Origin of the sequence: Streptomyces sp. 4F14 (genome assembly GCF_048159485.1) — a bacterium.
GTDB lineage: Bacteria > Actinomycetota > Actinomycetes > Streptomycetales > Streptomycetaceae > Streptomyces.
Genome location: NZ_JBLRVY010000007.1, coordinates 46186 through 71519, shown reverse-complemented (window position 1 = coordinate 71519; position 25334 = coordinate 46186). Strand labels below are relative to the sequence as shown.

Genomic DNA, 25334 nt, shown 5'->3' with positions numbered 1-25334 from the left:
TCGGTTATCCACAGGCCACCCACCGCCCGGTTCTGGCCAGTAATCTCGGCGTTCATGGAGCAGAGGCATCTCGGCCGCACCGGCCTTCGCGTGTCCCGTATCGGGCTCGGCACCCTGACCTGGGGCCGCGACACGGACGAGCACGACGCGGCGGACCTCTTGAAGACGTTCTGGGAAGCGGGCGGCACCCTCGTCGACACGGCGGACGTGTACGGCGACGGCGATGCCGAATACCTGCTGGGCCGGCTCATAGAGGGCCTGGTCCCGCGCCGGGACCTGATCATCGCGACGAAGGCCGGCAGCGTCCCCGACCCCGACCGCCGCTACGACGGCTCGCGAGGGCATCTGCTGGCCGCGCTGGACGCGTCGCTGGCCCGCCTCGGCACGGACTACGTGGACGTCTGGCACATCCACGCCTACGACCCCCACACGCCGATGGAGGAGACCCTCCAGGCCCTCGACATCGCTGTCTCCAGCGGGCGCGCGCGGTACGCGGGCGTCTCCAACTTCTGCGGCTGGCAGATCGCCAAGGCGGCCACCTGGCAGCTCGCCGCGCCCGGCACGCGTACGCGGCTGTCCAGCACGCAGATGGAGTACTCGCTCCTCCAGCGCGGCGTCGAACGCGAGGTGCTGCCCGCCGCGGTCGACCTCGGCATCGGGCTGCTGCCCTCCTCGCCGCTCGGGCGCGGCGTCCTCACCGGCAAGTACCGCGCCGACACGCTCCCGCCCGACTCCCGCGCCGCCTCCGACCACTTCGCGCCGTTCGTCGAGCCCTACCTCGACGACACGGCCAGCCGCATCGTCGACGCGGTCACCACCGCCGCCGACGGCCTCGCCGTCACCCCGCTGCACGTCGCCCTCGCCTGGGTCCGCGACCGGCCCGGCGTCGCCGCGCCCATCATCGGCCCGCGCAACGCGCAGCAGCTCAGCGCCGCGTTGTCAGTGGAGGCCCTTACGCTTCCAGACGAGATCTGCCGGGCCCTCGACGACGTGTCGGCGCCCGTGCACCGCTATCCCGATCACGACTGGAGCACGCTGTGAGCACGGACCCGGAGACCACGCAGACCGAAGCGCCGGGGGCACCGGAGGGGGGCGCCGAGGACCGGGAGGGCGAGGCTGCGGGCAGCGGGGAGTCGGGGGCCGGGGAAGCCGGTTCCGCCGGGGGCGGCGGAAGCGGAGCCGGAGTGGAGGGGGGCACAGCGCCGGTCGCCGAGGGTGAGGGGGCCGGGGGCGAGGGCGAGAAGGGTGAGGCGGCTCCCCAGCTCACCGAGGCGCAGGCCGAACTCGCCGCGCAGAAGGTCGAACGGGAGCGGATCGCGCGGCGCAAGGCGGAGAAGGGCGGGCCGATCTCCGCGGGGGGCAAGCTGAGCGGGACGGCCGCGGATCTGCTGGCCGCCGTACGGGCCGTGGAGAGCGGCGAGAAGCCCGCGAGCGCGTACGCCGCACCCGCCTCACGGAGCGTTCCGGGCCCTGGACGGCGTCCTGGGCAGGGGGCGCCGAACGGGTCCGCCTCGCCCGCTGCCGGGGACGCCACGAGCGCCGGGGAGTCCGGCTCTGCCGGAAGCGACCGCTTCGCAGGAACCGCCGACATCACAAGGGCCGCCGGGAGCACCGGTGCCGACAGCGGATCCAGCTCCACCGGAAGCACGGCCGGCGCGGGCGGCGCGGAGAGCACAGGCGGTACGGACGGCGCAGGCAACACGGACGGTGCCGCGCGCCCCGGGACCACCGGGACCACCGGGGACTCCGGGGACGCGGGGAGCCCCTTCGCCCCGTCGACCGCCGAAAGTTCCCTGGCCCCGTCCCCAGGAGCTGCCGGAAACTCCTTCGCCCAGCCCTTCGGGGCCGCCGGCACCCCCTCCCCCGCCCTCGTGGAAGCCGTCCGTCATGTCCTCGCCGGCGGCTCCGCGCCCGAGGCCCTGGCCCCGCAGGTCGCCGTGGTCCTCGGAGAGGGCGCGGCGGAGCTGCTGCGGGAGGACCCCTGGCAGTTGCTGCGCGTCGCGGGGGTGCGGCCCGAGCAGGCCGACGGGTTCGCGCGGGCGCTGCTCGGGGCCGAGTGCGGGCCGGCGGACGAGCGGCGTGGGCGCGCGGTGACGCTGTGGCTGCTGGAGCAGGCCGCGCTGGCCGGGCACACGGCGCTGGAGCTGCCGGCGCTGACCGCCGCGCTGGCCCAGCGGGGCGTGCCGGACGCCGACAGTGCCGTACAGGACACCGTCGCCGAGGGTGAGGCGCTGATCTTCCAGGACGCCCTGGAGGAGCCCGGGGCCGCGCCCGCGCAGGACGACGACGAGGAGCGTCCCGTCCGTGTCCTGGTCGGCCTTGAGCGGTACGCCCTCGCGGAGGAGAGCCTCGCCGACGGGCTCGCCCGGATCGTCAACGCGCTGCCCAAGGACGACTCCCCCGCCTGGGAGACGGCCGCCGCCACGGCCCCCCGCAGCGCCGCCGACCTGATCCGCGCCGTCGCGGCGAACGGCCTCGTCCTGCACACCGGCGGCGAGGCGTCCCGCGCGGAACCGGCCGCGCTCATCACCGCCGCCCGCGCCCTGGGCCTGCGCGCGGTCGCCGCCTGCCACACGGCGGACGGCCGCGACAGGTTCGCTGCACTGCTCGCCGACGCCTCCGAGGGCCGCATCCCCCACCCCGGCCACCCGGCGGACACCGGCACGTACGACGCCCCTGCCCCCGCCGCCGTCACCCTCCCCGGTCTCCTCGCCGGTCTCGAAGGCCCCGGGCGGGACTCCGAAGGAGCCTTCGCGCTCGACCTCCTCGTGGTGCTCGACGCGCCTCAGCTGGACGTCGAGGCGGCCGCGATGGTCGTGGAGTCGCTGCCGGACGGGGCGCGGCTCGTGCTGAGCGGGGATCCCGGGGTGTTGTGGTCGGCCGGGGCGGGGCGGGTGTTCGGGGATGTGCTGGGCGCGCGCGTGTGCCCGCAGGTCGCCTCGCGGACGCCGGATCCGGGACCGATCGGGGAGCTGGTCTCCGGGATCGGCGTCGGGGAGCTGAACCAGGTGGAGGCGCCCGGCAAGGAGATCGTGATCGTGCCGGTGCGGGACGCCGGGGAGGCCGTGCACCGGACCGTGCAGCTCGTCGCCGACTCCGTACCGAGGGCGTTCGGGGTGTCCCCCGAGGAGACCGTCGTGATCACGCCGGGCCACGGCGGCGCGGCCGGCACGCGCGCGCTGAACGCGGCCCTCAAGGAGCGCCTCAACCCCGGCCCCGGCCGCTTCGCCGGGTACGACCCGGGTGACCTGGTCGCCTACGCCCCCGCGGCGGGCCGTACGGTCCCGGGCCGGGTCGTGGGCGCCGACGCGGACGGCCTGCGCGTCTCCTGCGCGGGCGCCGACATCCTCGTACCGAAGGACCGTGTCGAGCAGAGTCTGCGGCACGGCTGGGCGCTGACCGCGCACCAGGCGGCGGGCGGGCGCTGGCCCGCGGCGGTCGTGGTGCTGCCGGGGGACGCGGCGCAGGCGCTGTCGCGGGCGTGGGTGTACACCGCGTTCAGCCGCCCGCAGCGGCACCTGTCGGTCGTCCACGGCGTGGAACAGGCCCTCCCGCACGCGGTCGCCGAGACCCTCCCGAAGCCCCGCACGACCCGGCTGCCGGTGCTGCTGCGCGGGCAGGTGCCGGTGGCGGCGGGCTGACGGGCGGGAGCCCGGAGCACACGAAGGGCGCGGAGGAGATCCCCCGCGCCCTTCACGAAGCCCGTCGGCGCTCCCGGCTACCGCCGGTCCGCCTCCAGGGGTTCCAGGTCCTCCTCGGCCTCCAGATCGACCTCGTCCGCGTCGTCGACCTCATCGGCCTCGTCCAGCTCGAAGTCCTCGTCCTCCGACTCCTCGTCGAAGACCGCGCTCACGTCGAAGCGGCAGACGACCCGCTGGGGGTCGGCCTGGTCGAAGGGGGACTCCAGCCATTCGCCGGGGTCGGCGGGGTCGTCGGCGGCGACCACCCAGAGCGTCGAGTCGCCCTCCTCCAGGCCGAATTCCTTGTGCCGGGAGGCGATCTCGTCGGGTTCGTACTCGCCGAAGAGGATGCCGAGCGCGCCGTGGACGGTGCTCGCGGTGTCCTCCCCGCCGTCGTACTCCGCCGCCTCGACCCGCTGGGCCTGCGCGAGGAGCCGCTGCGGTTCGGCGACCGCGTAGTCGCGGCGGATCAGCACGCTCAGGGCGTTCGGCTCCTCCGGTCCCGCGTACGGCGGGAGGGAGTCGTCGGTCCCGGGGATCTCGAAGGGGGTGACCTCGTCGTAGCGGTCGTAGAGCAGTTCGTCGTACGTCTCCGCCGCAGCGGCCAGTTCGTTGAACGCCTCGTAGACGGCCGGGTCGTCCTCACCCGACCGGCGTTCGACCGCGGCCAGGTGGCGGTCGAGCGCGGTCTTGACCGCCTCGGCGGCGGCGCGTACCTCGGCAGCGGTGGGCTGCGCAGCATCAGACATAGTGCAGACGCTATCCGTACGAGGCCCCAGCCCGCACAATAGATGCGATGCCGGAATACGAATTTGTCGACGTGTACGTACCACGCGGGGTCTCCCGCAAGGAGGCGGCACGTCTGCTGACGGACCATGCCGAGTACGGTCACTGGGAGTTGCACCGTCTGAGCCTCATGCGGGACGGCAGCCGCAGGGTGCGGTTGCGGAGGCGGATCATCCGCCAGGTACGGGCCACGTGGTGAGCTGAGACGCGGACGAAGCGGGCTGGCGAGACGACGGAGCGGGCCCCGCCGGGGCGGGGTCCGCTCGGTCGCGCGTCACGCGCGGAGGGTGGTCCGTGTGGTCGGGATCACCCTTGTTCTTTCACGGCAGTTGTCGCACTTCGTGGTGGTTTGCCGTGATTCTCAGAGGCGTTGCCGCGCGGGCCTCCGGCGGTAGAGCAGGGCACCCGCGGCCAGCATGCCGGCGCCGGCCGGGAGGGCCAGTCCGAGGGGGAGTTCGGCTCCTGTGCTCGCCAGTTCCCCCGAGGGGGTGGGGAGTTGGGTGGAGGGGTGGGTGGTGTGGGGGACGTGGTTCGGGGGGTTGTGGTGGGTGGGGCCGGAGGGGTTGGGGGTGCCGGGAGTGCCAGGGGTGCCGGGGTGTCCCGGAGTACCGGGCCCACCCGGACCGCCGGGACCGCTCGGGCTCCCCGGACCACCGGGACCACTCGGGCCGCCAGGCCCACCGGGATTGCCGGGCCCGCCAGGACCACCCGGACCCCCGGGACCCCCGGGATTCCCCGGGTTCCCCGGCCCACCGGGATTCCCAGGCCCGCCCGGTCCCCCCGGATGCCCCGAAACCCCGTCCCCGCACTCGTTCCCGAACGCCGGGTTCCCGATCCCGACGACGTCGATGCTGTTGCCGCACAGGTCCACCGGTGCGTCGACGGGGACCTGGAGGTGGTTCCCTGAGCCGACCCCGGGCGACCCCCCGGCGTGCCCACCCGCGTGCGCGCCCCCGGAAGCGCCGTGTCCGCCCCCTCCGCCGTATCCTCCGGAGTCGCCGTACCCACCTCCGCCGGACGCCCCGGAGCCGTACCCACCGGACCCGTGCCCGCCCTTACCCCCGCCCCCGTCCCGGCACGCGTTCCCCATAGCCGGATTGAGCAGCCCCACCACGTTCGCAGTGTTCCCGCACGCGTTCACCGGCGCGTGCACCGGCACGGACACCGTGTTCCCGGAGAGCACCCCCGGTGACCCCTCGGTGGCGCCGCCCGCCGCGGAGTCCGCGTGGGCGGCTCCGCCCGCCGCGGCGATCGCCCCCGTCGCCGCCGCCACAGTGATGAACCCCTTGCGGGTGACCTGTCGCATCGCTGATTACCTGCCCTTGCCGATCCGTGTCCGCTGTGTCGTAAACCGGCGGCCCCGGAGCGCATGGCGCGCGCTCCGGGGCCGGTACGGCGTTGGACGCCCCCTCAGCGGGGTGACGTCACTTGTTGATGCAGGTGTTGCCGAAGGCGGGGTTCAGCAGGCCGATCACGGAGATCGTGTTGCCGCACACGTTCACCGGGACGTGCACGGGGACCTGGATGACGTTGCCGGACAGGACACCGGGGGAACCCACGGCGGCACCCTGCGCACCGGCGTCCGCGACGGCCAGGCCCGCACCCGCGAGAACGAGACCGCCCGTGGCGGCAGCGGCGGCGACGACCTTCTTGATCATGTGTATTCCTCCTGGTCGGTAAGCGGCCCAAGGGTCGGGCCGCATGACCTGTAACGAGGAGGGTCCATTGGGGCTACGAGCGTATGGTCGGATTCACCCGTCCGGGGGCAGGTCGAACGGGCGCGCGGGACGGTTCAGGACGCGTCGATGAACCGGTCCAGGACCCGGACGCCGAACTGGAGCCCGTCGACCGGGACCCGCTCGTCGACGCCGTGGAACATGCCCGCGAAGTCCAGCTCCGGCGGCAGCTTCAGCGGCGCGAAGCCGAAGCCGCGGATGCCGAGGTCGTCGAAGGACTTGGCGTCGGTGCCGCCGGAGAGCATGTAGGGGACGGCCTTGGCGGTGGGGTCCTCGGCGAGCAGCGCGGCGGACATCGCGTCGACGAGGGCGCCGTCGAAGGAGGTCTCCAGGGCCTTGTCGGAGTGGACGTCCTCGCGGCGTACGCGCGGGCCGAGAAGCCGGTCGAGGTCGGTGAGGAACTCCTCCTCGTGGCCGGGCAGGAAGCGGCCGTCGAGGTGGGCGGTGGCCTCGCCGGGGATGACGTTGACCTTGTAGCCGGCGCCGAGCTGGGTGGGGTTCGCGGTGTTGCTGAGGGTCGCGCCGATCAGCTTGGCGATGCCGCCGAGGCGGGCGAGGGTGGCCTGCATGTCCTCGGGGTCGAGGGGGGTGCCCAGCGCGTCGCCGAGTTCGTCGAGGAAGGCGCGGGTGGTCTTGGTGACGCGGACGGGCCACTGGTGGCGTCCGACGCGGGCGACGGCCTCGGAGAGTTCGGTGATCGCGTTGTCGCGGTGGATCATCGAGCCGTGTCCGGCCGTACCGGCGACGGTCAGCTTCATCCAGTGCATGCCCTTCTCGGCCGTCTGGATGAGGTAGAGCCGCCGCTGCTCGCTGACGGTGAACGAGAACCCGCCGACCTCGCTGATCGCCTCGGTGACGCCCTCGAAGAGGTCGGGGTGGTTGTCGACGAGGTGGCGCGCGCCGTACGTGCCGCCCGCCTCCTCGTCGGCGAGGAAGGCGAGCACGATGTCCCGGGGCGGCTTACGGCCGGACCTGAGCCGGTCCCTCACCACCGCGAGGGTCATCGCGTCCATGTCCTTCATGTCGACGGCGCCCCGCCCCCACACGCAGCCGTCGGTGACCTCGCCGGAGAACGGGTGGTGCGTCCAGTCGTCCGCGTTGGCGGGGACGACGTCGAGGTGGCCGTGGATGAGGAGCGCCGGCCGGGAGGGGTCCTCGCCCTCGATGCGGGCCACGGTGGAGGCGCGGCCGGGGTGCGACTCGAAGATCTTCGCTTCGAGGCCGACCTCGGCGAGCTTCTCCGCGACCCACTCGGCGGCCTGCCGCTCCCCCGGCCCCGAGTGGTCGCCGTAGTTGCTGGTGTCGAACCGGATCAGCTCGGAACAGAGGTCGACGACCTCGTCCTCGCCCCTGACGTACCCGCCCGTGCCCGTCTCGCTCACGCCTGTGCCTCCCACTACCGGTTCTGTCTCTCCTCTCATCCTCTCTCCCCGGCCGTCGACACCCAAGACCGCTCCCGCCTCGTCACACACCGTTCACGCCGGACCACCCGTGATCGAGCACCCCGGAAACCCTGGTAATGTTTACGACGTCGCCGCGAGGGAAACCGCGCGAGACACACCCGGTCCGGGTGGCGGAATGGCAGACGCGCTAGCTTGAGGTGCTAGTGCCCTTTATCGGGCGTGGGGGTTCAAGTCCCCCCTCGGACACAGTGAGCGAAGGCTCCGACCAAGCGGTCGGGGCCTTCGCCCGTTGTGTGGTGGATCTCTCCCCCGTACCAAGATCACGCAGGTCAGAGCCCTGCTCAGGGCGTCGGCCGATGGCCCGAACGGGCCTCTCCGGTGGCCGTCGAAGTGGTTGATCCATAGCGTCGTACTAAAATTTCCGGCTTGTTACGGGCTGGAGCCGGACAACCCCAGGCATACCTGCGGGCCCGCCAGCGCCCCGGAGGTTTCCGGGCACGAGACGCGAGGGACCTGATGGCGGCCATACACGAGGTCAGCACGGCCTTGTTCGAGGGGGAGGAGACGGCGTTCGCGCGGTTCTCGGGGGGCTCTGCCGCCCCGGCGCGTACGCTCGTCGACGTCTTCGACAGCGCGGTGCGGTTCTACGGCGACGAGCCGGCGCTCGACGACGGAAACACCCAGCTGACCTACCGCGAACTCGCCGGTGAGGTCGCCCGGCTGCGGGGCCGCCTCGCACAGGCGGGTGTGGGGCTCGGGGACCGTGTCGGGGTGCGGGTCCCGTCGGGGACGAACGATCTGTACGTGGCGATCCTGGCCGTCCTCGCGGTGGGTGCCGCGTACGTCCCGGTGGACGCCGAGGACCCGGACGAGCGCGCGGAGCTGGTGTTCGGTGAGGCGGGCGTCCGGGCCGTGCTCACCGGCGGGAACGCGATCACCGTCCAGCCCGGCGAGGGCGGTTCGGCCGGGCGTCCGGGTGTCGAGCACGATGCGTGGATCATCTTCACCTCCGGGTCGACCGGCAAGCCCAAGGGTGTCGCGGTCACGCACCGCAGCGCGGCGGCCTTCGTGGACGCCGAGGCGCGGCTCTTCCTCGCCGAGGAGCCGATCGGGCCGGGTGACCGGGTCATGGCGGGCCTGTCGGTGGCGTTCGACGCGTCCTGCGAGGAGATGTGGCTCGCCTGGCGGTACGGCGCCTGCCTGGTGCCGGTGCCGCGCTCGCAGGTCCGCAGCGGCGCCGATCTCGGGCCGTGGCTGGTGGAGCAGGAGATCACCGTCGTGTCGACGGTGCCGACGCTCGCCGCGCTGTGGGAGCCCGAGACCCTCAACGACGTACGGCTGCTGATCTTCGGCGGCGAGGCGTGCCCGCCCGAGCTGGCGCAGCGGCTGGTGACCGAGGGCCGGGAGGTGTGGAACACGTACGGGCCGACCGAGGCGACGGTCGTGGCGTGTGCGGCGCTGATGACCGGCGAGGAGCCGATCCGGATCGGACTGCCGCTGGACGGCTGGGAGTTGGCGGTCGTGGACGACGCCGGTGATCCCGTCCTGATGGGCGGCACCGGGCAGTTGGTGATCGGCGGGGTCGGGCTCGCGCGGTACCTGGACGCGGAGAAGGACGCCGAGAAGTACGCGCCGCTGAAGTCGCTGGGCTGGGAACGGGCCTACCGCAGCGGTGACTTGGTGCGGGCCGACGCCGAGGGGCTGGTCTTCCTCGGGCGGGCCGACGAGCAGATCAAGCTGGGCGGGCGGCGCATCGAACTCGGCGAGGTGGACGCCGCGTTGCAGGCGCTGCCGGGTGTGGCGGGCGCGGCGGCGGCCGTACGGACCGCGCGCAGCGGTAATCAGCTGCTGGTCGGGTACGTGGTGACGCAGGAGGGCTGGGACCAGGCGGCGGCCGTGGAGCGGCTGCGGACCGAACTCCCGGCCGCGCTGGTGCCGTTGCTGGCGCCGGTCGACGAACTCCCCACGCGTACCTCGGGGAAGGTGGACCGCAACGCGCTGCCGTGGCCGCTGCCGGATCTGCAAACCTCGCTGGTGAAGGAGGAGTTGTACGGGACGGAGGCGTGGCTGGCCGAGCAGTGGACGGACGTTCTCGGTACGCCGGTCACGAGCGCCTCGGACGACTTCTTCGCGATAGGCGGTGGCAGCCTGTCCGCCGCGCAGCTCACGACGCGGCTGCGGGAGCGGTATCCGACGGCGGCCGTCCTGGACATCTATCAGCAGCCGGTGCTGCGCAAACTCGCCCGGCATCTGGAGGAGTCGGCGCAGGACGACGGGGCGGCGCGGGTCATCGCGCCGGTTCCGGTGCGCGCGCAGATCGTCCAGCTCCTGGCGCTGCTGCCGCTGTTCACGCTGACGGGGCTGCGGTGGGCGGTCGCGCTGGCCGCCGCCGGGAACCTGCTGCCGGGGTACACCTGGCTGCCGACCGCGTCGTGGTGGGTGATCGGGCTCGTCGCGCTGGTGCTGTTCACCCCGGCCGGGCGGCTGGGGATCGCGGCCGGCGGTGCGCGGCTGCTGCTGCGCGGGGTGAGGCCGGGCCGGTATCCGCGCGGTGGGAGTGTGCATCTGCGGCTGTGGGCGGCCGAGCGGCTGGCCGAGTTCAGCGGGGCGACCTCGCTGACCGGGGCCTGGCTGGAGCGGTACGCGCGGGCACTGGGCGCGAAGGTCGGGCCCGAGGTGGACCTGCACTCGCTGCCGCCGGTCACCGGCATGCTGAAGCTGGGGCGCGGGGCGGCCGTCGAGTCCGAGGTCGACCTGTCGGGCTGGTGGCTGGACGGGGACCGGCTGGAGATCGGCGCGGTCAAGGTCGGCGCGCACGCCGTCGTGGGCACCCGCAGCGTCCTCTTCCCGGGTGCCCGGGTCGGCAAGCGGGCCGAGGTGGCGCCGGGTTCGGCCGTCACCGGCCAGGTCCCCACCGGGCAGCGCTGGGCGGGCGCCCCGGCGGTCAAGCTGGGCAAGGCGAAGCGGAGTTGGCCCAAGGAGCGGCCGGCGCGCGGCACGGCCTGGCGGTTCATGTACGGCCTGACGGGCGGCGCGCTCAGCCTGCTGCCGGTGGCCGCCGCGGCCGTGGCCCTGCTGGTGGCGTCCCTGTTCGTGCGGCCCGGCGGGGCGGTGTGGCCGGGGGTGCTGTACGCGCTCGTCCCGGCGACCCTCGCGTACGGGCTGGTGTACGCGTCCCTGATCCTGCTCGGCGTACGGGTGCTGAGCCTGCGGCTCGGGGAGGGGACGTATCCGACGCACAGCCGGGTCGGGTGGCAGGCGTGGACCGTGACGCAGCTGATGGACCAGGCGCGCGAGACGCTGTTCCCGCTGTACGCCGGGCTGGTGACGCCCGTGTGGCTGCGGGCGCTCGGCATGCGGATCGGGCGGGGCGCCGAGGTGTCGACCGTGCTGGCGCTGCCGAGTCTGACGACGGTCGGTGAGGGCGCGTTCCTCGCCGACGACACGCTGACCGCGCCGTACGAACTCGGCGGTGGCTGGGTGCACATCGGGCGGGCCGAGATCGGGCGCCGGGCGTTCCTCGGGAACTCCGGGATGACCGCGCCGGGCCGGTCCGTGCCCGAGGGCGGGCTCGTCGGGGTGCTGTCGGCGACGCCGAAGAAGGCGAAGAAGGGCAGCTCCTACCTGGGCCTGCCGCCGGTGAAGCTGCCGCGCAGCGCCTCGGGCGGCGACCAGAGCCGTACGTACGACCCGCCGGCGCGGCTGCTGTGGGCGCGCGGGCTCGTCGAACTGTGCCGGATCGTGCCGGTGTTCTGCTCGACGGGGATCGCGGTGCTGGTGCTGGCCGCGCTGTGCGCGCTCGGGCCGTGGGGGTTCCTGCTGGGCGGGGTCGTGATGCTGGGCGCGGGGCTCGCGGGGGCGCTGCTGGCCGTCGTCGCCAAGTGGGCGCTCGTCGGGCGGCACCGGGCCGGGGAACACCCCCTGTGGAGCTCCTTCGTGTGGCGCAACGAGCTGGCGGACACGTTCGTCGAGGTCGTCGCCGTACCGTGGCTGGCCGGCTCGGTGCCCGGCACCGTCGTCATGACCGCCTTCCAGCGCGGGCTCGGCGCGCGCATCGGGAAGGGGGTCTGGCTGGAGTCGCACTGGCTGCCCGAGGCCGACTTGGTGACGCTTTCGGCCGGTTCCACCGTGAATCGTGGCTGTGTCCTGCAGACTCACCTCTTCCACGACCGGATCTTGCGGACGGATACTGTGGTACTCCGTGAGGGCGCCACACTGGGCCCTGGCGGAATCGTGCTGCCCGGCAGCACGATCGGGGCCCGTACGACACTGGGTCCCGCGTCGCTCGTCATGGCCGCCGAGTCCGTCCCCGACGACACCCGGTGGCTCGGCAACCCCATCGAGGCATGGCGCCCGTGAACGCGGGCCACTCGGTGTCCATGAACTCCATGAGTTCCATGAGTTCCATGAGCGACGGTTCGAGTGGCACGGCGCAGGGAGCGGACGCGGTAGTGGCAGTTCAGCAGGCAGCGGGGCCGGACCCGTACTTCCCCGAAAACGGCGACCCTCGCTACCGCGTGCATCGCTACGAGATCACGCTGGACTACCGTCCCGGGCCGAACCGGTTGTCCGGGACGGCCCGGATCAACGCGATCGCCGGGCGGGGGGCGTTGAGCGAGTTCTTCCTGAATCTCGCCGACTTCCGCATAGGGCGCGTGCGGGTCGACGGGCGGCAGGCCCAGTACACCCACCGCGGGGGGCGGTTGCGGGTGCGGCCCGCCAAGTCCGTGCGCGGGGGTGCCGCGTTCACCGTCGAGGTGCACTGGTCCGGGAATCCCAAGCCGGTCAACAGTCCCTGGGGCGGGCTCGGTTGGGAGGAGCTGGGGGACGGCGCGCTTGTCGCCAGTCAGCCGGTGGGGGCGCCGTCCTGGTTCCCCTGCAACGACCGGCCCGCCGACAAGGCGTCCTATCTGCTGTCGGTGACCGTGCCCTCCGCGTACTCCGTGGTGACCGGGGGGCGGTTGCTGACTCGTACCACCCGGGCGTCGACCACTACTTGGGTGTACGAGCAGTCCGCCCCCACCTCCAGCTACCTCGTCGGGCTCGCCATCGGGAAGTACCAGACGGTTCTGCTCGGGGATCTCGGGCCCGGGGGCGTGCCTCAACACGGGCACATTCCCGCCGAGTTGCTGCCCCTCTTCTCCCGTGACTTCGCTCGGCAGCCGGCCATGATGGAGCTTTTCCAGGAGGTCTTCGGGCCTTATCCCTTCGACGAGTACGCCGTCGTCGTCACCGAGGAAGAGCTTGATGTGCCGGTCGAGGCACAGGGGTTGTCGCTCTTCGGGATCAACCATGTCGACGGGGCTCGGGGTTCTGAGCGGCTTGTCGCCCATGAGCTTGCCCATCAGTGGTTCGGGAACAGTGTGTCCGTCGCCGACTGGCGGCATATCTGGTTGAACGAGGGGCTGGCCAAGTACGCGGAGTGGTTGTGGTCCGAGCGGTCCGGGGGGCGGAGCGCGCATCAGCTTGCCGCCGCCGCGCATCGGTTGCTCTCCGGGATGCCTCAGGATCTGCGGCTTGCTGATCCTGGGCGGAAGTCGATGTTCGACGATCGGTTGTATGAACGGGGTGGGGTGGTTGTTCACGCTGTGCGGTGTCTGTTGGGGGACGCCGCGTTCTTTCCCATGTTGCGGGGGTGGGCCGGGTTGCATCGGGGGGGTGCTGTGAGTACGTCCACGTTCGTGGCTCATGTGGGGCGGTTTGCCGCTGAGCCGGTGGATGAGTTCTTCGATGCTTGGGTTTATGAGGGGGCGTTGCCTGCGTTTCCTTCCATGCCGCCGGTTCCGCCGTTGCCGTAGGGGGTTCGGCGGGGTTCGGGGGTTGGGGGGCGCTGAGCTGGGGGTTCGGCGTTCGGTTCGGAGGGGTTCGGGGGTTGGGGGGTGAGTTTCCGGGGTTCGGGAAGGTGGGGGGACCTACTCGATTCGGGCGGTCCGGGAGGACGTCGTGCGGAAACTCATCAGCCTTCGTAGTGCGGTGATCTTGGGGGTTTCGGTGGTGGTGGGGGTGCAGGTCAGTGGGGCTCTGGGGGGATGGGTGGCCGGGGTGGTGGGGTTGTGGGTGGCGGAGAGGCTGGATCGGATGGTCGGGGAGTGAGGTGGAGGTATTCGGCTTCGTAGGGGGTCAGGAGGTGCTGGGAGTCCTTGCCGAGGACGTGGGCGGCGTGGCGGGTGCACCAGGTGCGCAGGTCCAGGTGGATGGCTGTTCTGAGGAGCCAGGTGCGGGGGCGGGGGGCTTGGAAGGTGTCGTAGAGCGCCGAGAGGGCCGACTCGGTGGTCGGGGTGGTCAGGAAGCCGATCTGGAAGCCGAGTTGTACTGATGAGGCGCCCAGGAGTCGTGCGATCACCTTCGCCAGGGGCTCGTCGGCACCTGAGCGGGTGAGTTGGCGGCAGGCGCAGGCCAGGAGGGCGATGCGGGTTTCGTCCTCCTGGCTCGGCAGTTCCGCCAACGTCTTCAGCGCGTTGTTCACGAAGGCGGCGGGAAGACGCTCGCTCTCTGTGGTGAGCCGGCGGCTGATCACGCCCTGCATTCGCTGCCAGCTTGACTCCGTGCCCGATTTCTTCAGGTTCTCCAGACACCGCCAGTACCGATCCAGTAGATCTTCATGAGGTGCCGACGGGGCCAACAGGAGATCGACCAGGTCACGGCCTGCGGAGGTGTCGTCTCCCAGTGCCTCCCACACCGGGAGGGCCGGGCTCACCAACTCGTCGATGTCCGGGTCGCGGAGGATCAGTGTGCGGCGACCTGCCGCGAATCCTGGGCCGTCGTACTTGCCCGGCACCACCACGATGTCCTGTTCGAAAACCTCTGTCCCCACCAGTTGAGCGAACGCGTCCCACGCGCCTGGCGCGAACTGGGACTTCCAGAGTGTCGCGTGAGTACGCCAGTTCTCGGCCTGATCTGGAGCGGTGCCCGCGATCTCGGAGAAGCGGAAGGTGTTCCACCAGGCGAACGCCAGCAGCAGAAGGTTGGCGCTGTAGCAGGCGTGGCGGTAGGTCACCGGGGTCGGTCCTGTGCTGTAGCCGGTGTCGTGTTCGACGGGGTACAGGGCCCGGGGGAACAGAGTCCTGAGCACATCCGCCGTCGTCGCGGGGAGAAGCTTCCCCACGTCGTCGATGATCCGCGCGCGGTCGGTCAGGGGTGCGCAGGACAGAAGCGCGAACAGGAGGGCGTCGTATCGGCCTCCGTCCGCGCAACGGGCCAGTGTGCGGGCGATCTTGCGGGCGGCCAGGTACTCACCGAACGTGGCGTGCAGGAACTCGTACCAGAGGTGCTCGCCGCCCTCCTCGTACGTTGCTCTGGCCTCGTGGATGAAGAAGAAGCGGCCGAAGAGCAGCCAAGGTGCCGAGTCCGTCGCGGAGTTGGCGGGGTCGCGGAGGTGGGCGAGGTCGTGTTCGGCGTCCGTCGCGCTCACGCCCTGGCTGCCCCGGTTGAACATCGCCATGGCGATCACGGAGAGGAGGTCGAGTTCGTTCTCGACCTTTTCCTCCAGGGCGGTCGGGCGGAGGCCGGGTTCCAGTTTGGTGATCTGGCGGCGTACGAAGAGTTTGAGGAGGCGTTCGTAGAGGGTGACCCGGGTCATCGGCGCTGCGGCTTCGGCGTCGGGCTCGATGGAGTGGTAGAGCGCGAGCATGAGCAACAGGAGGGGTTGCGGGGCGAGTTCGGGGTGCCGGGCGGCGAGGTCGGTGCGGCAGGGGTGGGCTTTGTTGACCGTGTTCCACAGGGTCGTCCACCGGGCGATCCGGTCCTCGTCGAAGGGTTCGAGGCGGATGATGGTGCTGCCCGGAGGGATCGCGGCCTGGTCGGCGACGACTGTGCGGCTGGTGACGATCGCGGCGACCGGGAGGCCGTTGGCCGCCGAGCGGCGCTGGAAGTCGGCGATGTCCTGGAGGTAGCGGTAGTGGTCGGCGCCGCCTGCCTGGAGGAGTTCGTCGAAGCCGTCGAAGATCAGGACCGGGAGGACTCCGGGGGATGCCTCGACCAACTCCGGCCAGGTGATGGTGCGTTGGGTGAGCCGGCGCAGGGTGTGGTTGATCTGTTCGAGGACGTCGGCGTCGGCAGGGACCGTGCGGAGTTCGACGCGGATCGGGAGGTAATCGGTGGGCGGGAGACGGGCCGCGAGGAGCTTGGTGAGGAGGGATTTTCCGGTGCCGGGGTCACCCAGGACGATCAGCGGCTGGTCGCTCGCGCCGCACGCGGTGAGGTTGTCGGCCAGGAGGCTCTGGATGTCCTGGCGCAGCGGGCGGGTGCGCCACCAGGCGTCCACGTGCGGCCTGTCGTCGAGGTCGTGGGGAGCCGCGCGGTAGGCGGGGTTGACGTATCCCTGGGCGAGTCTCGGGATACGCGGGCCCGGCTGGTCCTCGCCCGCCTCGCCGGCCGAGGAGAGGGGGCGGGTCAGTTCGTGGCGGTGGATCTCGGCGAGGCGTGCGGGCCACGCGGCAGGGGGCGCGTCGCGGGCGAGGGCGCGCAGGAGGGTCTCCAGACCGGCAAGTCCCGTTCTCCGGGAGAGGAGTTCGCCGTAGAACTGTTCAAGTTCCGTCCGTGGTCGGCCGACCGGGCAGTGAGCCAGGGTGTCCATCGCGTAGACGGGGTCGCACACGGTGATCCAGGTGAACAACTCAGGGCATAGTGTGGCGAGTTCAGCGAGGCGTGATTTGTACAGAGCGACGGCCGGACCGGTGTCCTCGGGCTGGGAGAAGGCGCTCAGCTCCCCGGCGACCCGTTCGAAATGCTGGACTACACGGGCGTGATGGTCCGCATCGGACAGGGACACGAGGACGAGATCACCGTCCAGGCTCGCGTCGATCAGCCCGGCACCTCCGATGTTCAGGTCCGGACACTCGTACAGCAACGGCCCTTTGACGCACACCTCGGCGATCAGCAGATCCCGTGCGGCTTGGAGCAGACGGGTCTTGTGGACGTGGCAGGCATGACGCACCTTCCTGCGCAGGTCGACCAGCAGCCGCCGCGCGACCTTGTCGAACCGGTCGCGGAAATCGAGCAGTTGGGGTTCCTGCTCCAGCCTCGCCCGGTCGAGAGCCGCCATCTCGTCGCGCAGGCGTACGTCCCGTCCGGCAAGGACGCCGGCAGCCGCGCGGAGACCGTTCGGCTCGACATCGTCGTACCGGATCGCGTGCGCGCTCTCGCAGACGGCGCAACCCGCGGGCTCTCGCACGGAGTTGCGGTCCCGGGCGCTCTCCGCGGCTTCCGACTCCTCCAGGCGGCGGCGCCAGTAGGTGACGTCGCCGCCGATCTCCTCCACCAGTTGCCGGACCACGTCCCAGTCCGGTGTGCTCGTCCGTTTGCCGTTCAGGAGTTCGGAGAGGGCCGATGGGCTCAGGTGGAGGCGTCGGGCCAAGTCCCGTTGGGGGACGCCCCGTTTGTGGATCTCGGCCTTGAGTGCCCGCCAGAACGGCTCGCTGTCCGCCACCCCGACCCCCTCGTCGTACGCGCCACCTGCGGTGAGCTTAGGAGTGCGGGGGGTGGTGGCTGGTGGGTTCCGGCAGAATGGGGGCATGGCACGTCCCGGTTCCTGCCCCTGTGGGCTTCCCCAGTCGTACGACGCCTGCTGTGGGCGTTACCACGCGGGCCCCGTCGCCGCGCCCACCGCGGAGGCGTTGATGCGGTCGCGGTACAGCGCGTTCGTGAAGGGGGACTCGGGGTATCTGGTGCGGACCTGGCATCCGGGGACCCGGCCGGGGCGGCTGGAGTTGGATGCGGGGATGCGGTGGACCGGGCTGGAGATCCTCGCGACCCAGGACGGAACCGCCTTCCACAGCAAGGGGGTTGTGGAGTTCCGGGCCTCGTACCGGGGTGGGTCCCTGCATGAGGTGAGCCGGTTCGAGCGGGTCGACGGGGCCTGGGTGTACGTGGACGGGGAGTTTCCCGGGGAGTAGCGGGTCAGGGGGCCAGGATGTCGAGTTCCTGGAGGGCTCCCTCGGTGATCTCGCGGGTGAGGTGTTCGGCGCGTTCCGCGTCGCCCTCGCGGACCGCTTCGGCGACCTGGACGTGGAGGGTGACGGCGGCGGGGTCGGGGTCGGCGAACATCACGCGGTGTGCCGTACGGCCGGTGAGGACCTCGGCCACGACGTCGCCGAGGCGGGCGAACATCTCGTTGCCCGAGGCCGTGAGGATGACGCGGTGGAAGGCCACGTCGTGGATGAGGTAGCCCTCCAGTTTGTGGCCGCGGGAGTTGGCGACCATGCCGAGGACGCACTCCGTGAGCTCGGCGCACTGTTCCGGTGTCGCGTTCTTCGCCGCCATGCCCGCCGCGACGGGCTCGATCGCCGAGCGCAGGACCGTGAGTGAGCGCAGCTGGCGGGGGCGGTCGGCGCCGGCCAGGCGCCAGCGGATGACCTGCGGGTCGTAGACGTTCCACTCGGCGGTGGGGCGGACGATCACGCCCACCCGGCGGCGGGACTCGACGAGGTGCATCGACTCCAGGACGCGTACCGCCTCGCGCATGACTGAGCGGGAGACGTCGAAGCGCTGGGACAGCTCGTCGGTGCGCAGAACGCTGCCAGGGGGGAACTCGCCTGCGGTGATCGCGGGGCCGAGGGTGTCGAGTACATGGCCGTGCAGACCTCGGCCCGGAATGGTCATGCACTCAGAGTACGGCGTCCGTCACGGAGCCCAAAAGTCAGATTTATTTCGTCGAAGGACTTGAATTCGTCGTACCTAATAGGTTTCAGTGGCGTCGACATCACATGTCGGCAGTACGTCGAGGAAGACAGCGAGGTAGTGATGAGTACCCCCCAGGTCGTCGTGGTCATGGGCGTCGCGGGCACCGGCAAGACCACGATCGGTCCCCTGCTCGCGGCCCGGCTCGGTGTCCCGTACGCCGAGGGTGACGACTTCCATCCGCCGGCGAACATCGCGAAGATGTCGGCCGGCACCCCGCTGGACGACGACGACCGTCGGCCCTGGCTGGACTCGATCGGCGCGTGGGCGCACGAGCGGGCCGGTCTCGGCGGGGTCGTCAGCTGTTCGGCGCTGAAGCGGTCGTACCGGGACCGGTTGCGTGCGGCGGCCCCCGGCCTGCTCTTCGTGCACCTCAGCGGCTCGCGCGAGCTGATCGGGGAGCGCATGGGGCACCGGGAGGGCCACTTCATGCCGACGGCGCTGCTCGACTCGCAGTTCGCCGCGCTGGAGCCGCTCCAGGCGGACGAGGCGGGCGTCGTCGTCGAGGTCTCGGGGCGGCCGGAGGAGATCGCCGAGCGGGCGATCACCGCGCTCGGTACGGCCGCCGGGGCGCGGGACTGATCGCTCCGTGGAGGTACCTCTCCGGAGCTACCCCGGTGGAGCTACGTCTCCGGGGGCTGCCTCTCCGGGGGCTGCCTCCGGCGGGGTGACCCGGCAGAGCCGGTCTCTCCGGTACTAGACCTCCAGGGTTACCCCGCTGGTGCTAGACCTCCAGAGCCACCCCTCCGGTACTACCCCTCCGGTACTAGACCTCCAGAGCCACCCCATCCGTCAATCGCCCCACCCGTCGTAGCCCCCTCACCCCACCCCACTCCCCCATACCTGAGAGCTACCCCCAAGCCCCCCCACCCCTTCCCATCCCTCCCCGTATCCGTAAGGGACCCCCGTGACCAGACTCAGCGTCGAGATGCTGGCAGCGGACGCGCCAGAGCCGATCACCTCGGCCGGGCACGCCCAGCTCGGTATCGCCGTGCTGGCGGGCATCGCCGTCATCGTCCTGCTCATCACGAAGTTCAAGCTCCACGCCTTCCTGTCGCTGACCATCGGCACGCTCGCGCTGGGCGCGTTCGCCGGGGCGCCGCTGGACAAGGCGATCGCCAGTTTCAGCAGCGGCCTCGGTTCGACGGTCGCCGGTGTCGGTGTGCTGATCGCCCTCGGCGCGATCCTCGGCAAGCTGCTCGCGGACTCCGGCGGCGCCGACCAGATCGTCGACACGATCCTCGCGAAGGCGAACGGCAGGACCATGCCGTGGGCGATGGTCCTGATCGCCTCGGTGATCGGCCTGCCGCTCTTCTTCGAGGTCGGCGTCGTCCTGCTGATCCCGGTCGTACTGATGGTCGCCAAGCGCGGCAACTACTCGCTGATGCGGATCGGCATCCCGGCGCTGGCCGGCCTGTCCGTGATGCACGGCCTGGTCCCGCCGCACCCGGGCCCGCTCGCCGCGATCGACACGGTCGACGCGAACCTGGGTGTCACGCTGGCGCTCGGTGTGCTGGTCGCGATCCCGACCGTGATCATCGCCGGTCCGGTGTTCTCCCGGTACGCGGCCCGCTGGGTCGACGTCCAGGCGCCCGACAAGATGGTCCCGCAGCGGCCGTCGGAGGACCTGGAGAGGCGTCCGAGCTTCGGCGCGACCCTGTTCACGATCATGCTGCCGGTCGCCTTGATGCTCTCCAAGGCGCTGGTCGACATCGTGATCGACGACAAGGAGAACACCGTCCAGCGGGTCTTCGACGTCGTCGGATCGCCGCTGATCGCGCTGCTGTCGGCCGTCCTGGTCGGTATCTTCACGCTCGGCCGGCCCGCCGGTTTCTCCAAGCAGCGCCTCAACGAGCTGGTCGAGAAGAGCCTCGCGCCCATGGCGGGCATCCTCCTGATCGTCGGCGCGGGCGGCGGCTTCAAGCAGACGCTGATCGACTCCGGCGTCGGCCAGATGATCCTGGAGATCTCCAAGGACTGGTCGATCTCGGCGATCCTGCTGGCCTGGCTGATCGCGGTCGCGATCCGGCTCGCGACGGGTTCGGCGACCGTCGCGACCATCTCCGCGGCCGGTCTGGTGGCCCCCCTCGCCGCCGACATGTCCACGACGCACGCGGCCCTGCTGGTCCTCGCGATCGGCGCCGGCTCCCTGTTCTTCAGCCACGTCAACGACGCCGGGTTCTGGATGGTCAAGGAGTACTTCGGGCTGAGTGTCGGCCAGAACCTCAAGACCTGGTCCGTCATGGAGACGATCATCTCCGTGGTCGCGGGTGGCGTGGTCTTCCTTCTGTCTCTGGTCCTTTAGGGGTACGACGATGAGCCATCCTCTCTTCGACATCACCGGCAAGACCGCGCTCGTCACCGGGTCCAGCCGAGGTATCGGCCTGGCGCTCGCCCGGGGTCTCGCGGAAGCGGGCTGCACGGTCGTCCTCAACGGGCGGGACGAGGCACGTCTCGCCGAGGCCGCCCGCGAGCTGCCCGGCAAGGTCCACACCGCCGTCTTCGACGTCACCGACGGCCCGTCGGTCGCCGCCGGGATCAAGGACGTCGAGGAACGCGTCGGCCCGCTCGACATCCTCGTCAACAACGCGGGGATGCAACTGCGGGCCCCGCTCCTGGAGTTCACCGACTCCGACTGGCACCGCATCCTGGACACCAACCTCACCAGCGCGTTCCTGGTGGGCCGCGAGGCCGCCCGGTACATGACCGCGCGCGGACACGGGAAGATCGTCAACATCTGCTCGCTCCAGAGCGAGGTCGTCCGCCCCGGCATCGCGCCGTACGCGGCGACCAAGGGCGCGCTGAAGATGCTGACCAAGGGCATGTGCGCGGACTGGGGGCCGTCCGGCGTCCAGGTCAACGGCCTGGGCCCCGGCTACATCGAGACGGAACTCACCCAAGCCCTCGTGGACGACGAGGAGTTCAGCGCCTGGGTGCGCAGGCGGACCCCGGCCGGGCGGTGGGGCCGTACCGAGGACCTGGTCGGCGGGGTGCTGTTCCTCGCCTCGCCCGCGGCGGATTTCGTCAGCGGGCAGATCCTGTACGTCGACGGCGGCATGACGAGCGTGCTGTGAACGGGGGAACGCGAATGCTGGGCTGTGTCATCCACGCTCAAGGAGACCTGCGCGTCGAGGAGTTGGCGCCGGTCGAGCCGGGTCCCGGACAGGCGCTGGTCGCCGTGCGCTACGGCGGGGTCTGCGGTTCCGACCTGCACTACTGGCGCCACGGCGGCGTCGGCGACTTCCGCCTCAAGGAGCCGATGGTCCTGGGGCACGAGGTCGTCGGTACGGCGCTGTCGGGGCCGTTCGAGGGGCAGTCGGTCGCCGTGCACCCGGCGACTCCGTGCGGGGTGTGCCCGGAGTGCGTGGACGGGCGGCGCAACGTCTGCCGGGACACGCGGTACCTGGGCAGCGCGGCGCGGACGCCGCATGTGCAGGGCGGGTTCGCGGCGCGGATCGCCGTGCCGCAGGAGCAGTTGAGGGTGCTTCCCGAGGGGCTGGACCTGCGGCGGGCCGCTCTCGCCGAGCCGCTGTCGGTCGCGCTGCACGCCGTGCGGCGGGCCGGGGAGGTGCGCGGGCGGCATGTGCTGGTGACCGGGGCCGGGCCGATCGGGTGTCTGGTCGTCGCCGCCGCGAAGGCCGCCGGCGCGGCCCGGGTGACGGTGACCGATCTGCTGCCGGCCGCGCTGGAGTTCGGACGGATCGCGGGGGCCTCCGACGCCGTGCGCGCCGACGATCCGTCAGATCCCGGGTGGCCCACGGAGGTTGACGTCGCCATCGAGGCGTCCGGAGTCGCCGCCGGGCTCGACACCTGTCTGCGGCTGATCCGGCGCGGTGGGGTCGTCGTGCAGCTCGGGATGCTGCCGCCCGGGCAGAGCCCCTTCGCCGGGAACCTCGTCGTCAGCCGTGAGATCGAGCTGCGCGGGGCGTTCCGCTTCGACACGGAGTTCGACGAGGCGCTTCAACTCCTCGCCGTTCAGCCCGCGTTCGACGGGCTGGTGAGTGCGGTGGTGCCGGTCGAGGAGGCGGAGCCGGCGTTCGCGCTGGCCGCCGACCGGGCGCGGTCCTGCAAGGTGCTGCTGGACTTCGGGGGCTGAGGGGCGGGTCGCCGCGAGGGGAGCGGGTCGGGGTGAACTCCCCGGCCCGCTCGCCGGTTTCAGCGGGTCGGGGGTGAACTCCCCGGCCCGTTCGCCGGTTTCAGGGGGCCGTGGGTTAACTCCCCCGCTCGCTCACTGGTTTCAAGGGGTCGGGAGTGAACTCCCTTGACCGCTCACTGGTTTCAGGGATCTCTCGCGCACCCGGCGTCGCGGGTCGGGTTTCGGTGCGGGGTGGGGCGGCGCATGATGAGGGGTGACGACTGGGGGGACGTCATGGGGATTTCGCTGGGGACACGGATCTCGGCGGTGCTGCTCGCGGGGGCCGTGGCGGTGGTGGCCGTGGCACTTCAGGAGGGGGACACGCCTCGGGTGCGGGGCGGGGGTGCGGTGCCGGGGGCCAGTTCCTCGTCGGTGCGGTCGACGCCCGCGGTCACGGCGTCCCCGGCGCCCCGGACCAGCGCGCTGGAAGGGGGCACGGTCGGGCGGAGCGCGCCCGCGCCTTCGGCGGTTCCGCCGCTGCCCACGCCGAGTCCCGCTCGTACGCCGCGTGTCGTCGCCGTCGCCTGGCTACCGCCGGGGCCGGTGTCGCCGGACGCGGACCGGCTGGCGGATCCGGACAGCGCGTACGACGTGCTGCGGTCCCCGGCGCGGTGCCGGGAGGCGTTGGGGATGGTCCCCGGGGGTGAACTCGGGGAGGAGTGGCGGGTGGTGAAGGCGCTGGCGCACGCGTGTCTCGCCGCGCGGGGTGAGGGCGGGAGCTGGGCGGAGGCGTCGAAGCAGGTGCGCGGGAGCAGTTGCAAGGGGGCTGCCGCGCAACGGGTGTTGGGTGAGTTGCTGGCGTTCCGGCGGGCGGCCCGGGGTGGGGATTCGGTGCGGTTGGTGGACAACTCCCGTGCGGCTCCTGCCTGTTCGTTCGGGGTGCGGGTCGTCGGGGACGGTGAGGTGCGGGCCGGGGATGTGGTGCGGGTCCGACTGCGGGGGCTGTTCTTCGACTTCGGGGAGCTGGTGGGTGAAGGGGGCGCGGTCGTCGGGGGGTTGCGGGTGCCGTTGTTCCCGGCGGGGGACACGGTGGAGTTCGTCGTGCCGGAGTTCGCGGGACCGGAGCGGGAGAGCGTGGACGTGTGGGTGGAGTACGGCGGGGTGCGGGCGGTCGGGAAGGGGGCGCTGGTCGTCGTACGGGAGGGTGGGAGCGGGTCGCCGTCGCCGTCCGTGCAGGAGCCTTCGCCTTCTGCCGGGGAGCCGTCGGCCGAGGGGCCGGGGTCTTCTGCGGGGTGGCTTCCGTCGCCGGCCGAGGGGCTGGGGTCTCCTGCGGGGTGGCTGTCGCCGTCCGCCGAAGGGTCGCCCTCTCCTGCCGGATGGCTGTCGCCGTCCACCGAAGAGCTGAGGTCTCCTGCCGGATGACTGCCGCCGTCCACCGAAGAGCTGGGGCCTCCTGCCGGATGACCGTCACCGTCCGCCGAGGGGGCGTCGCCTCTCGCGAGTCGGCCGTTGCCTCTCGTCGGCCTCTGCCGGACCGCCCTCGCCCCCAGCCGGGAAGTCCTCTAGCCGGTTGCCCTCGGCTGCCGCGCAGTCCTCGGTGTCACTGCTTGTCCTCCGGCCGCCAGAGGGGGTGTTCGCGCCTCGCCCAGTCCCGGCTGACCGAGCCCGTGCGCATGCCGTGGCGGGCCTCGGGGTCCGCGAAGGCCATGCCGATGTGGCCCGCGAGGACTACGCCGATCGTGAGGGCCAGCCAGTCGTGGACGAAGGTCGCGCTGGTCCGCCACATGATCGGGGTGAGGTGGGTGAACCACATGAGCAGACCGGTGCCGAGCATGACCAGGGTGGCTCCGGCGATCCACGCGGCGTAGACCTTCTGGCCGGCGTTGAACTTGGCGGCCGGGCGGGCGGAGTGGCGTCGGTCGCGGCGCAGGGCGGCGCGCAGCCAGACGCGGTCGTGCGGGCCGAAGCGGTTGAGGTGGCGCAGCTCGCCGCGGAACGCGCGCGAGGCGAGGCCGGCGAGGACCGGGACGGGCAGCGCGAGGCCCGCGAACTCGTGGATGCGGACGACGAGTTCGCGGCGGCCGACGAGTTCGGCTAGCTCCGGGAGGTAGAGGCAGGCGGCGGTGACGACGCAGATGCCCATGAGGAGGGCGGTGGTGCGGTGGATCCACCGGACGGCCGGGGCGAAGCGGGGGACGTCGGTCGCCGTCGGGAGGGTGTCAGCCGGTGGGGTCATCGTCCCGTCCGTTCGACTTGCCGACCCAGGCGTCGACGTCGTAGCCGCGCTCCTCCCAGTAGCCGGGTTTCACGTCCTCGGTGACCGTAATACCTGAGAGCCACTTGGCGGACTTGTAGAAGTACATCGGGGCGACGTAGAGGCGGACCGGGCCGCCGTGGTCGTGGCCCAGGTCCTTGTCCTGCATGCGCAGGGCGACCAGGACGTCGGCGCGGCGGGCCTGGGTGAGGGTGAGGCTCTCGGTGTAGGCGCCGTCGAAGCAGGTGAAGCGGATCGCGCCGGCCTTGGCCTTCACCCCCGCCGCGTCCAGGAGGTGGGAGAGGCGTACGCCCTCGAAGGGGGTACCGGGGACGCGCCAGCCGGTGACGCACTGGACGTCCTTGACCATGCGGGTCTGGGGCATGGCTCTCAGGTCGGGGAGGGTGTACGTCGTGGGGCGGTCCACCAGGCCGTCGACGGTGAGGCGGTAGTTCGTGTCGTTCTTGCGGGGGACGGAGGAGGTCACCGAGTAGTAGCGGAAGCCGCCGCCGTTCGGGAGGAGACCGGTGAGGCCCGTGGGGTCCTTGCCGGCGATGGCGCCGAGCACGGACTCCATGCCGCGCTGGAGGACGGGCGCGGCGGCCACGCCCAGGGCGCCGAGACCGAGGGTGCCGAGGAAGACGCGGCGGCCGACGGGGGTGCCGGTGGTGGGGGTCTCCTCGGGTGGTTCGGGATTCACGTTTCCATTCGAGCACTCGGGGG

General features: G+C 71.7%; 19 protein-coding genes and 1 tRNA gene. 12 read left to right on the top strand and 8 right to left on the bottom strand.

From position 1 onward, the window contains the following. The first annotated feature begins 54 nt into the window (after window positions 1-54). Window positions 55-1041 (top strand): aldo/keto reductase, encoded by a 987-nt coding sequence (locus tag ACLZOT_RS13685; RefSeq protein WP_416969133.1) that lies wholly within the window; start codon window positions 55-57, stop codon window positions 1039-1041. Continuing rightward, entirely contained in the window at window positions 1038-3641 is a 2604-nt protein-coding gene (locus ACLZOT_RS13680; protein WP_416969132.1) for a helix-hairpin-helix domain-containing protein, read from the top strand. Before ACLZOT_RS13685 ends, ACLZOT_RS13680 begins: the two co-directional genes overlap by 4 nt. 77 nt (window positions 3642-3718) lie before the next feature. Here the strand turns inward: ACLZOT_RS13680 and ACLZOT_RS13675 are convergent, their stop codons facing one another. Then, window positions 3719-4429, bottom strand: a complete 711-nt coding sequence (locus ACLZOT_RS13675) for a hypothetical protein (protein WP_416969131.1) — start codon at window positions 4427-4429, stop codon at window positions 3719-3721. A gap of 47 nt (window positions 4430-4476) precedes the next feature. Between ACLZOT_RS13675 and ACLZOT_RS13670 the strand changes: the two genes are divergently transcribed. Then, entirely contained in the window at window positions 4477-4665 is a 189-nt protein-coding gene (locus ACLZOT_RS13670; protein ID WP_010350366.1) for a DUF5703 family protein, read from the top strand. A 162-nt stretch (window positions 4666-4827) separates the two neighbouring features. Here the strand turns inward: ACLZOT_RS13670 and ACLZOT_RS13665 are convergent, their stop codons facing one another. The 3 genes from ACLZOT_RS13665 to ACLZOT_RS13655 form a co-directional block, all read right to left on the bottom strand. Then, window positions 4828-5772, bottom strand: coding sequence for a chaplin (locus ACLZOT_RS13665; RefSeq protein ID WP_416969130.1), 945 nt, complete (start codon window positions 5770-5772; stop codon window positions 4828-4830). Window positions 5773-5890: 118 nt separating this feature from the next. Continuing rightward, on the bottom strand, window positions 5891-6124 hold the full coding sequence (gene chpH / locus ACLZOT_RS13660; RefSeq protein WP_010350369.1) for a chaplin ChpH: 234 nt from the start codon (window positions 6122-6124) through the stop codon (window positions 5891-5893). 134 nt (window positions 6125-6258) lie between these two features. Beyond that, on the bottom strand, window positions 6259-7584 hold the full coding sequence (locus tag ACLZOT_RS13655) for a M20/M25/M40 family metallo-hydrolase (protein ID WP_416969129.1): 1326 nt from the start codon (window positions 7582-7584) through the stop codon (window positions 6259-6261). A gap of 182 nt (window positions 7585-7766) precedes the next feature. Between ACLZOT_RS13655 and ACLZOT_RS13650 the strand changes: the two genes are divergently transcribed. From ACLZOT_RS13650 to ACLZOT_RS13640, 3 genes are all read left to right on the top strand, one after another. After that, window positions 7767-7851, top strand: a tRNA-Leu gene (locus ACLZOT_RS13650). Window positions 7852-8121: 270 nt separating this feature from the next. Further along, window positions 8122-11964 carry a Pls/PosA family non-ribosomal peptide synthetase gene (locus ACLZOT_RS13645; RefSeq protein ID WP_416969128.1) on the top strand — a complete coding sequence of 1281 codons (3843 nt, stop codon included), beginning with the start codon at window positions 8122-8124 and terminating at the stop codon, window positions 11962-11964. A 92-nt stretch (window positions 11965-12056) separates the two neighbouring features. Then, window positions 12057-13403 carry a M1 family metallopeptidase gene (locus tag ACLZOT_RS13640; protein WP_416969424.1) on the top strand — a complete coding sequence of 449 codons (1347 nt, stop codon included), beginning with the start codon at window positions 12057-12059 and terminating at the stop codon, window positions 13401-13403. A 212-nt stretch (window positions 13404-13615) separates the two neighbouring features. Here ACLZOT_RS13640 and ACLZOT_RS13635 read toward each other — a convergent pair whose 3' ends face one another. Next, window positions 13616-17032, bottom strand: a complete 3417-nt coding sequence (locus ACLZOT_RS13635) for a hypothetical protein (protein ID WP_416969127.1) — start codon at window positions 17030-17032, stop codon at window positions 13616-13618. 85 nt (window positions 17033-17117) lie between these two features. On the opposite strand from ACLZOT_RS13635, the gene ACLZOT_RS13630 reads away from it, so the two are divergent. Next, window positions 17118-17498: a YchJ family protein gene (locus tag ACLZOT_RS13630; RefSeq protein WP_416969126.1), complete on the top strand. Its 381-nt coding sequence runs from the start codon at window positions 17118-17120 to the stop codon at window positions 17496-17498. Between the two features lie 4 nt (window positions 17499-17502). Here ACLZOT_RS13630 and ACLZOT_RS13625 read toward each other — a convergent pair whose 3' ends face one another. Next, window positions 17503-18204, bottom strand: a complete 702-nt coding sequence (locus tag ACLZOT_RS13625; protein WP_416969125.1) for a FadR/GntR family transcriptional regulator — start codon at window positions 18202-18204, stop codon at window positions 17503-17505. A 141-nt stretch (window positions 18205-18345) separates the two neighbouring features. Between ACLZOT_RS13625 and ACLZOT_RS13620 the strand changes: the two genes are divergently transcribed. The 5 genes from ACLZOT_RS13620 (at window position 18346) to ACLZOT_RS13600 (ending at window position 23779) form a co-directional block, all read left to right on the top strand. Continuing rightward, entirely contained in the window at window positions 18346-18864 is a 519-nt protein-coding gene (locus ACLZOT_RS13620) for a gluconokinase (RefSeq protein ID WP_416969124.1), read from the top strand. A 325-nt stretch (window positions 18865-19189) separates the two neighbouring features. Further along, complete coding sequence (locus ACLZOT_RS13615) at window positions 19190-20587, top strand: gluconate:H+ symporter (RefSeq protein WP_416969123.1); 1398 nt, start codon at window positions 19190-19192, stop codon at window positions 20585-20587. 10 nt (window positions 20588-20597) lie between these two features. Next, window positions 20598-21356, top strand: a complete 759-nt coding sequence (locus ACLZOT_RS13610) for a glucose 1-dehydrogenase (protein WP_416969122.1) — start codon at window positions 20598-20600, stop codon at window positions 21354-21356. A 14-nt stretch (window positions 21357-21370) separates the two neighbouring features. Further along, window positions 21371-22378 (top strand): L-idonate 5-dehydrogenase, encoded by a 1008-nt coding sequence (locus tag ACLZOT_RS13605; protein WP_416969121.1) that lies wholly within the window; start codon window positions 21371-21373, stop codon window positions 22376-22378. Window positions 22379-22651: 273 nt separating this feature from the next. Next, window positions 22652-23779, top strand: coding sequence for a hypothetical protein (locus ACLZOT_RS13600; RefSeq protein WP_416969120.1), 1128 nt, complete (start codon window positions 22652-22654; stop codon window positions 23777-23779). A gap of 178 nt (window positions 23780-23957) precedes the next feature. Here ACLZOT_RS13600 and ACLZOT_RS13595 read toward each other — a convergent pair whose 3' ends face one another. Both ACLZOT_RS13595 and ACLZOT_RS13590 read right to left on the bottom strand, forming a co-directional pair. Further along, on the bottom strand, window positions 23958-24593 hold the full coding sequence (locus ACLZOT_RS13595; protein WP_416969119.1) for a cytochrome b/b6 domain-containing protein: 636 nt from the start codon (window positions 24591-24593) through the stop codon (window positions 23958-23960). Next, complete coding sequence (locus ACLZOT_RS13590) at window positions 24577-25311, bottom strand: molybdopterin-dependent oxidoreductase (protein ID WP_416969118.1); 735 nt, start codon at window positions 25309-25311, stop codon at window positions 24577-24579. The genes ACLZOT_RS13595 and ACLZOT_RS13590 overlap by 17 nt, the downstream gene beginning before the upstream one ends. Between the last annotated feature and the right edge of the window lie 23 nt (window positions 25312-25334).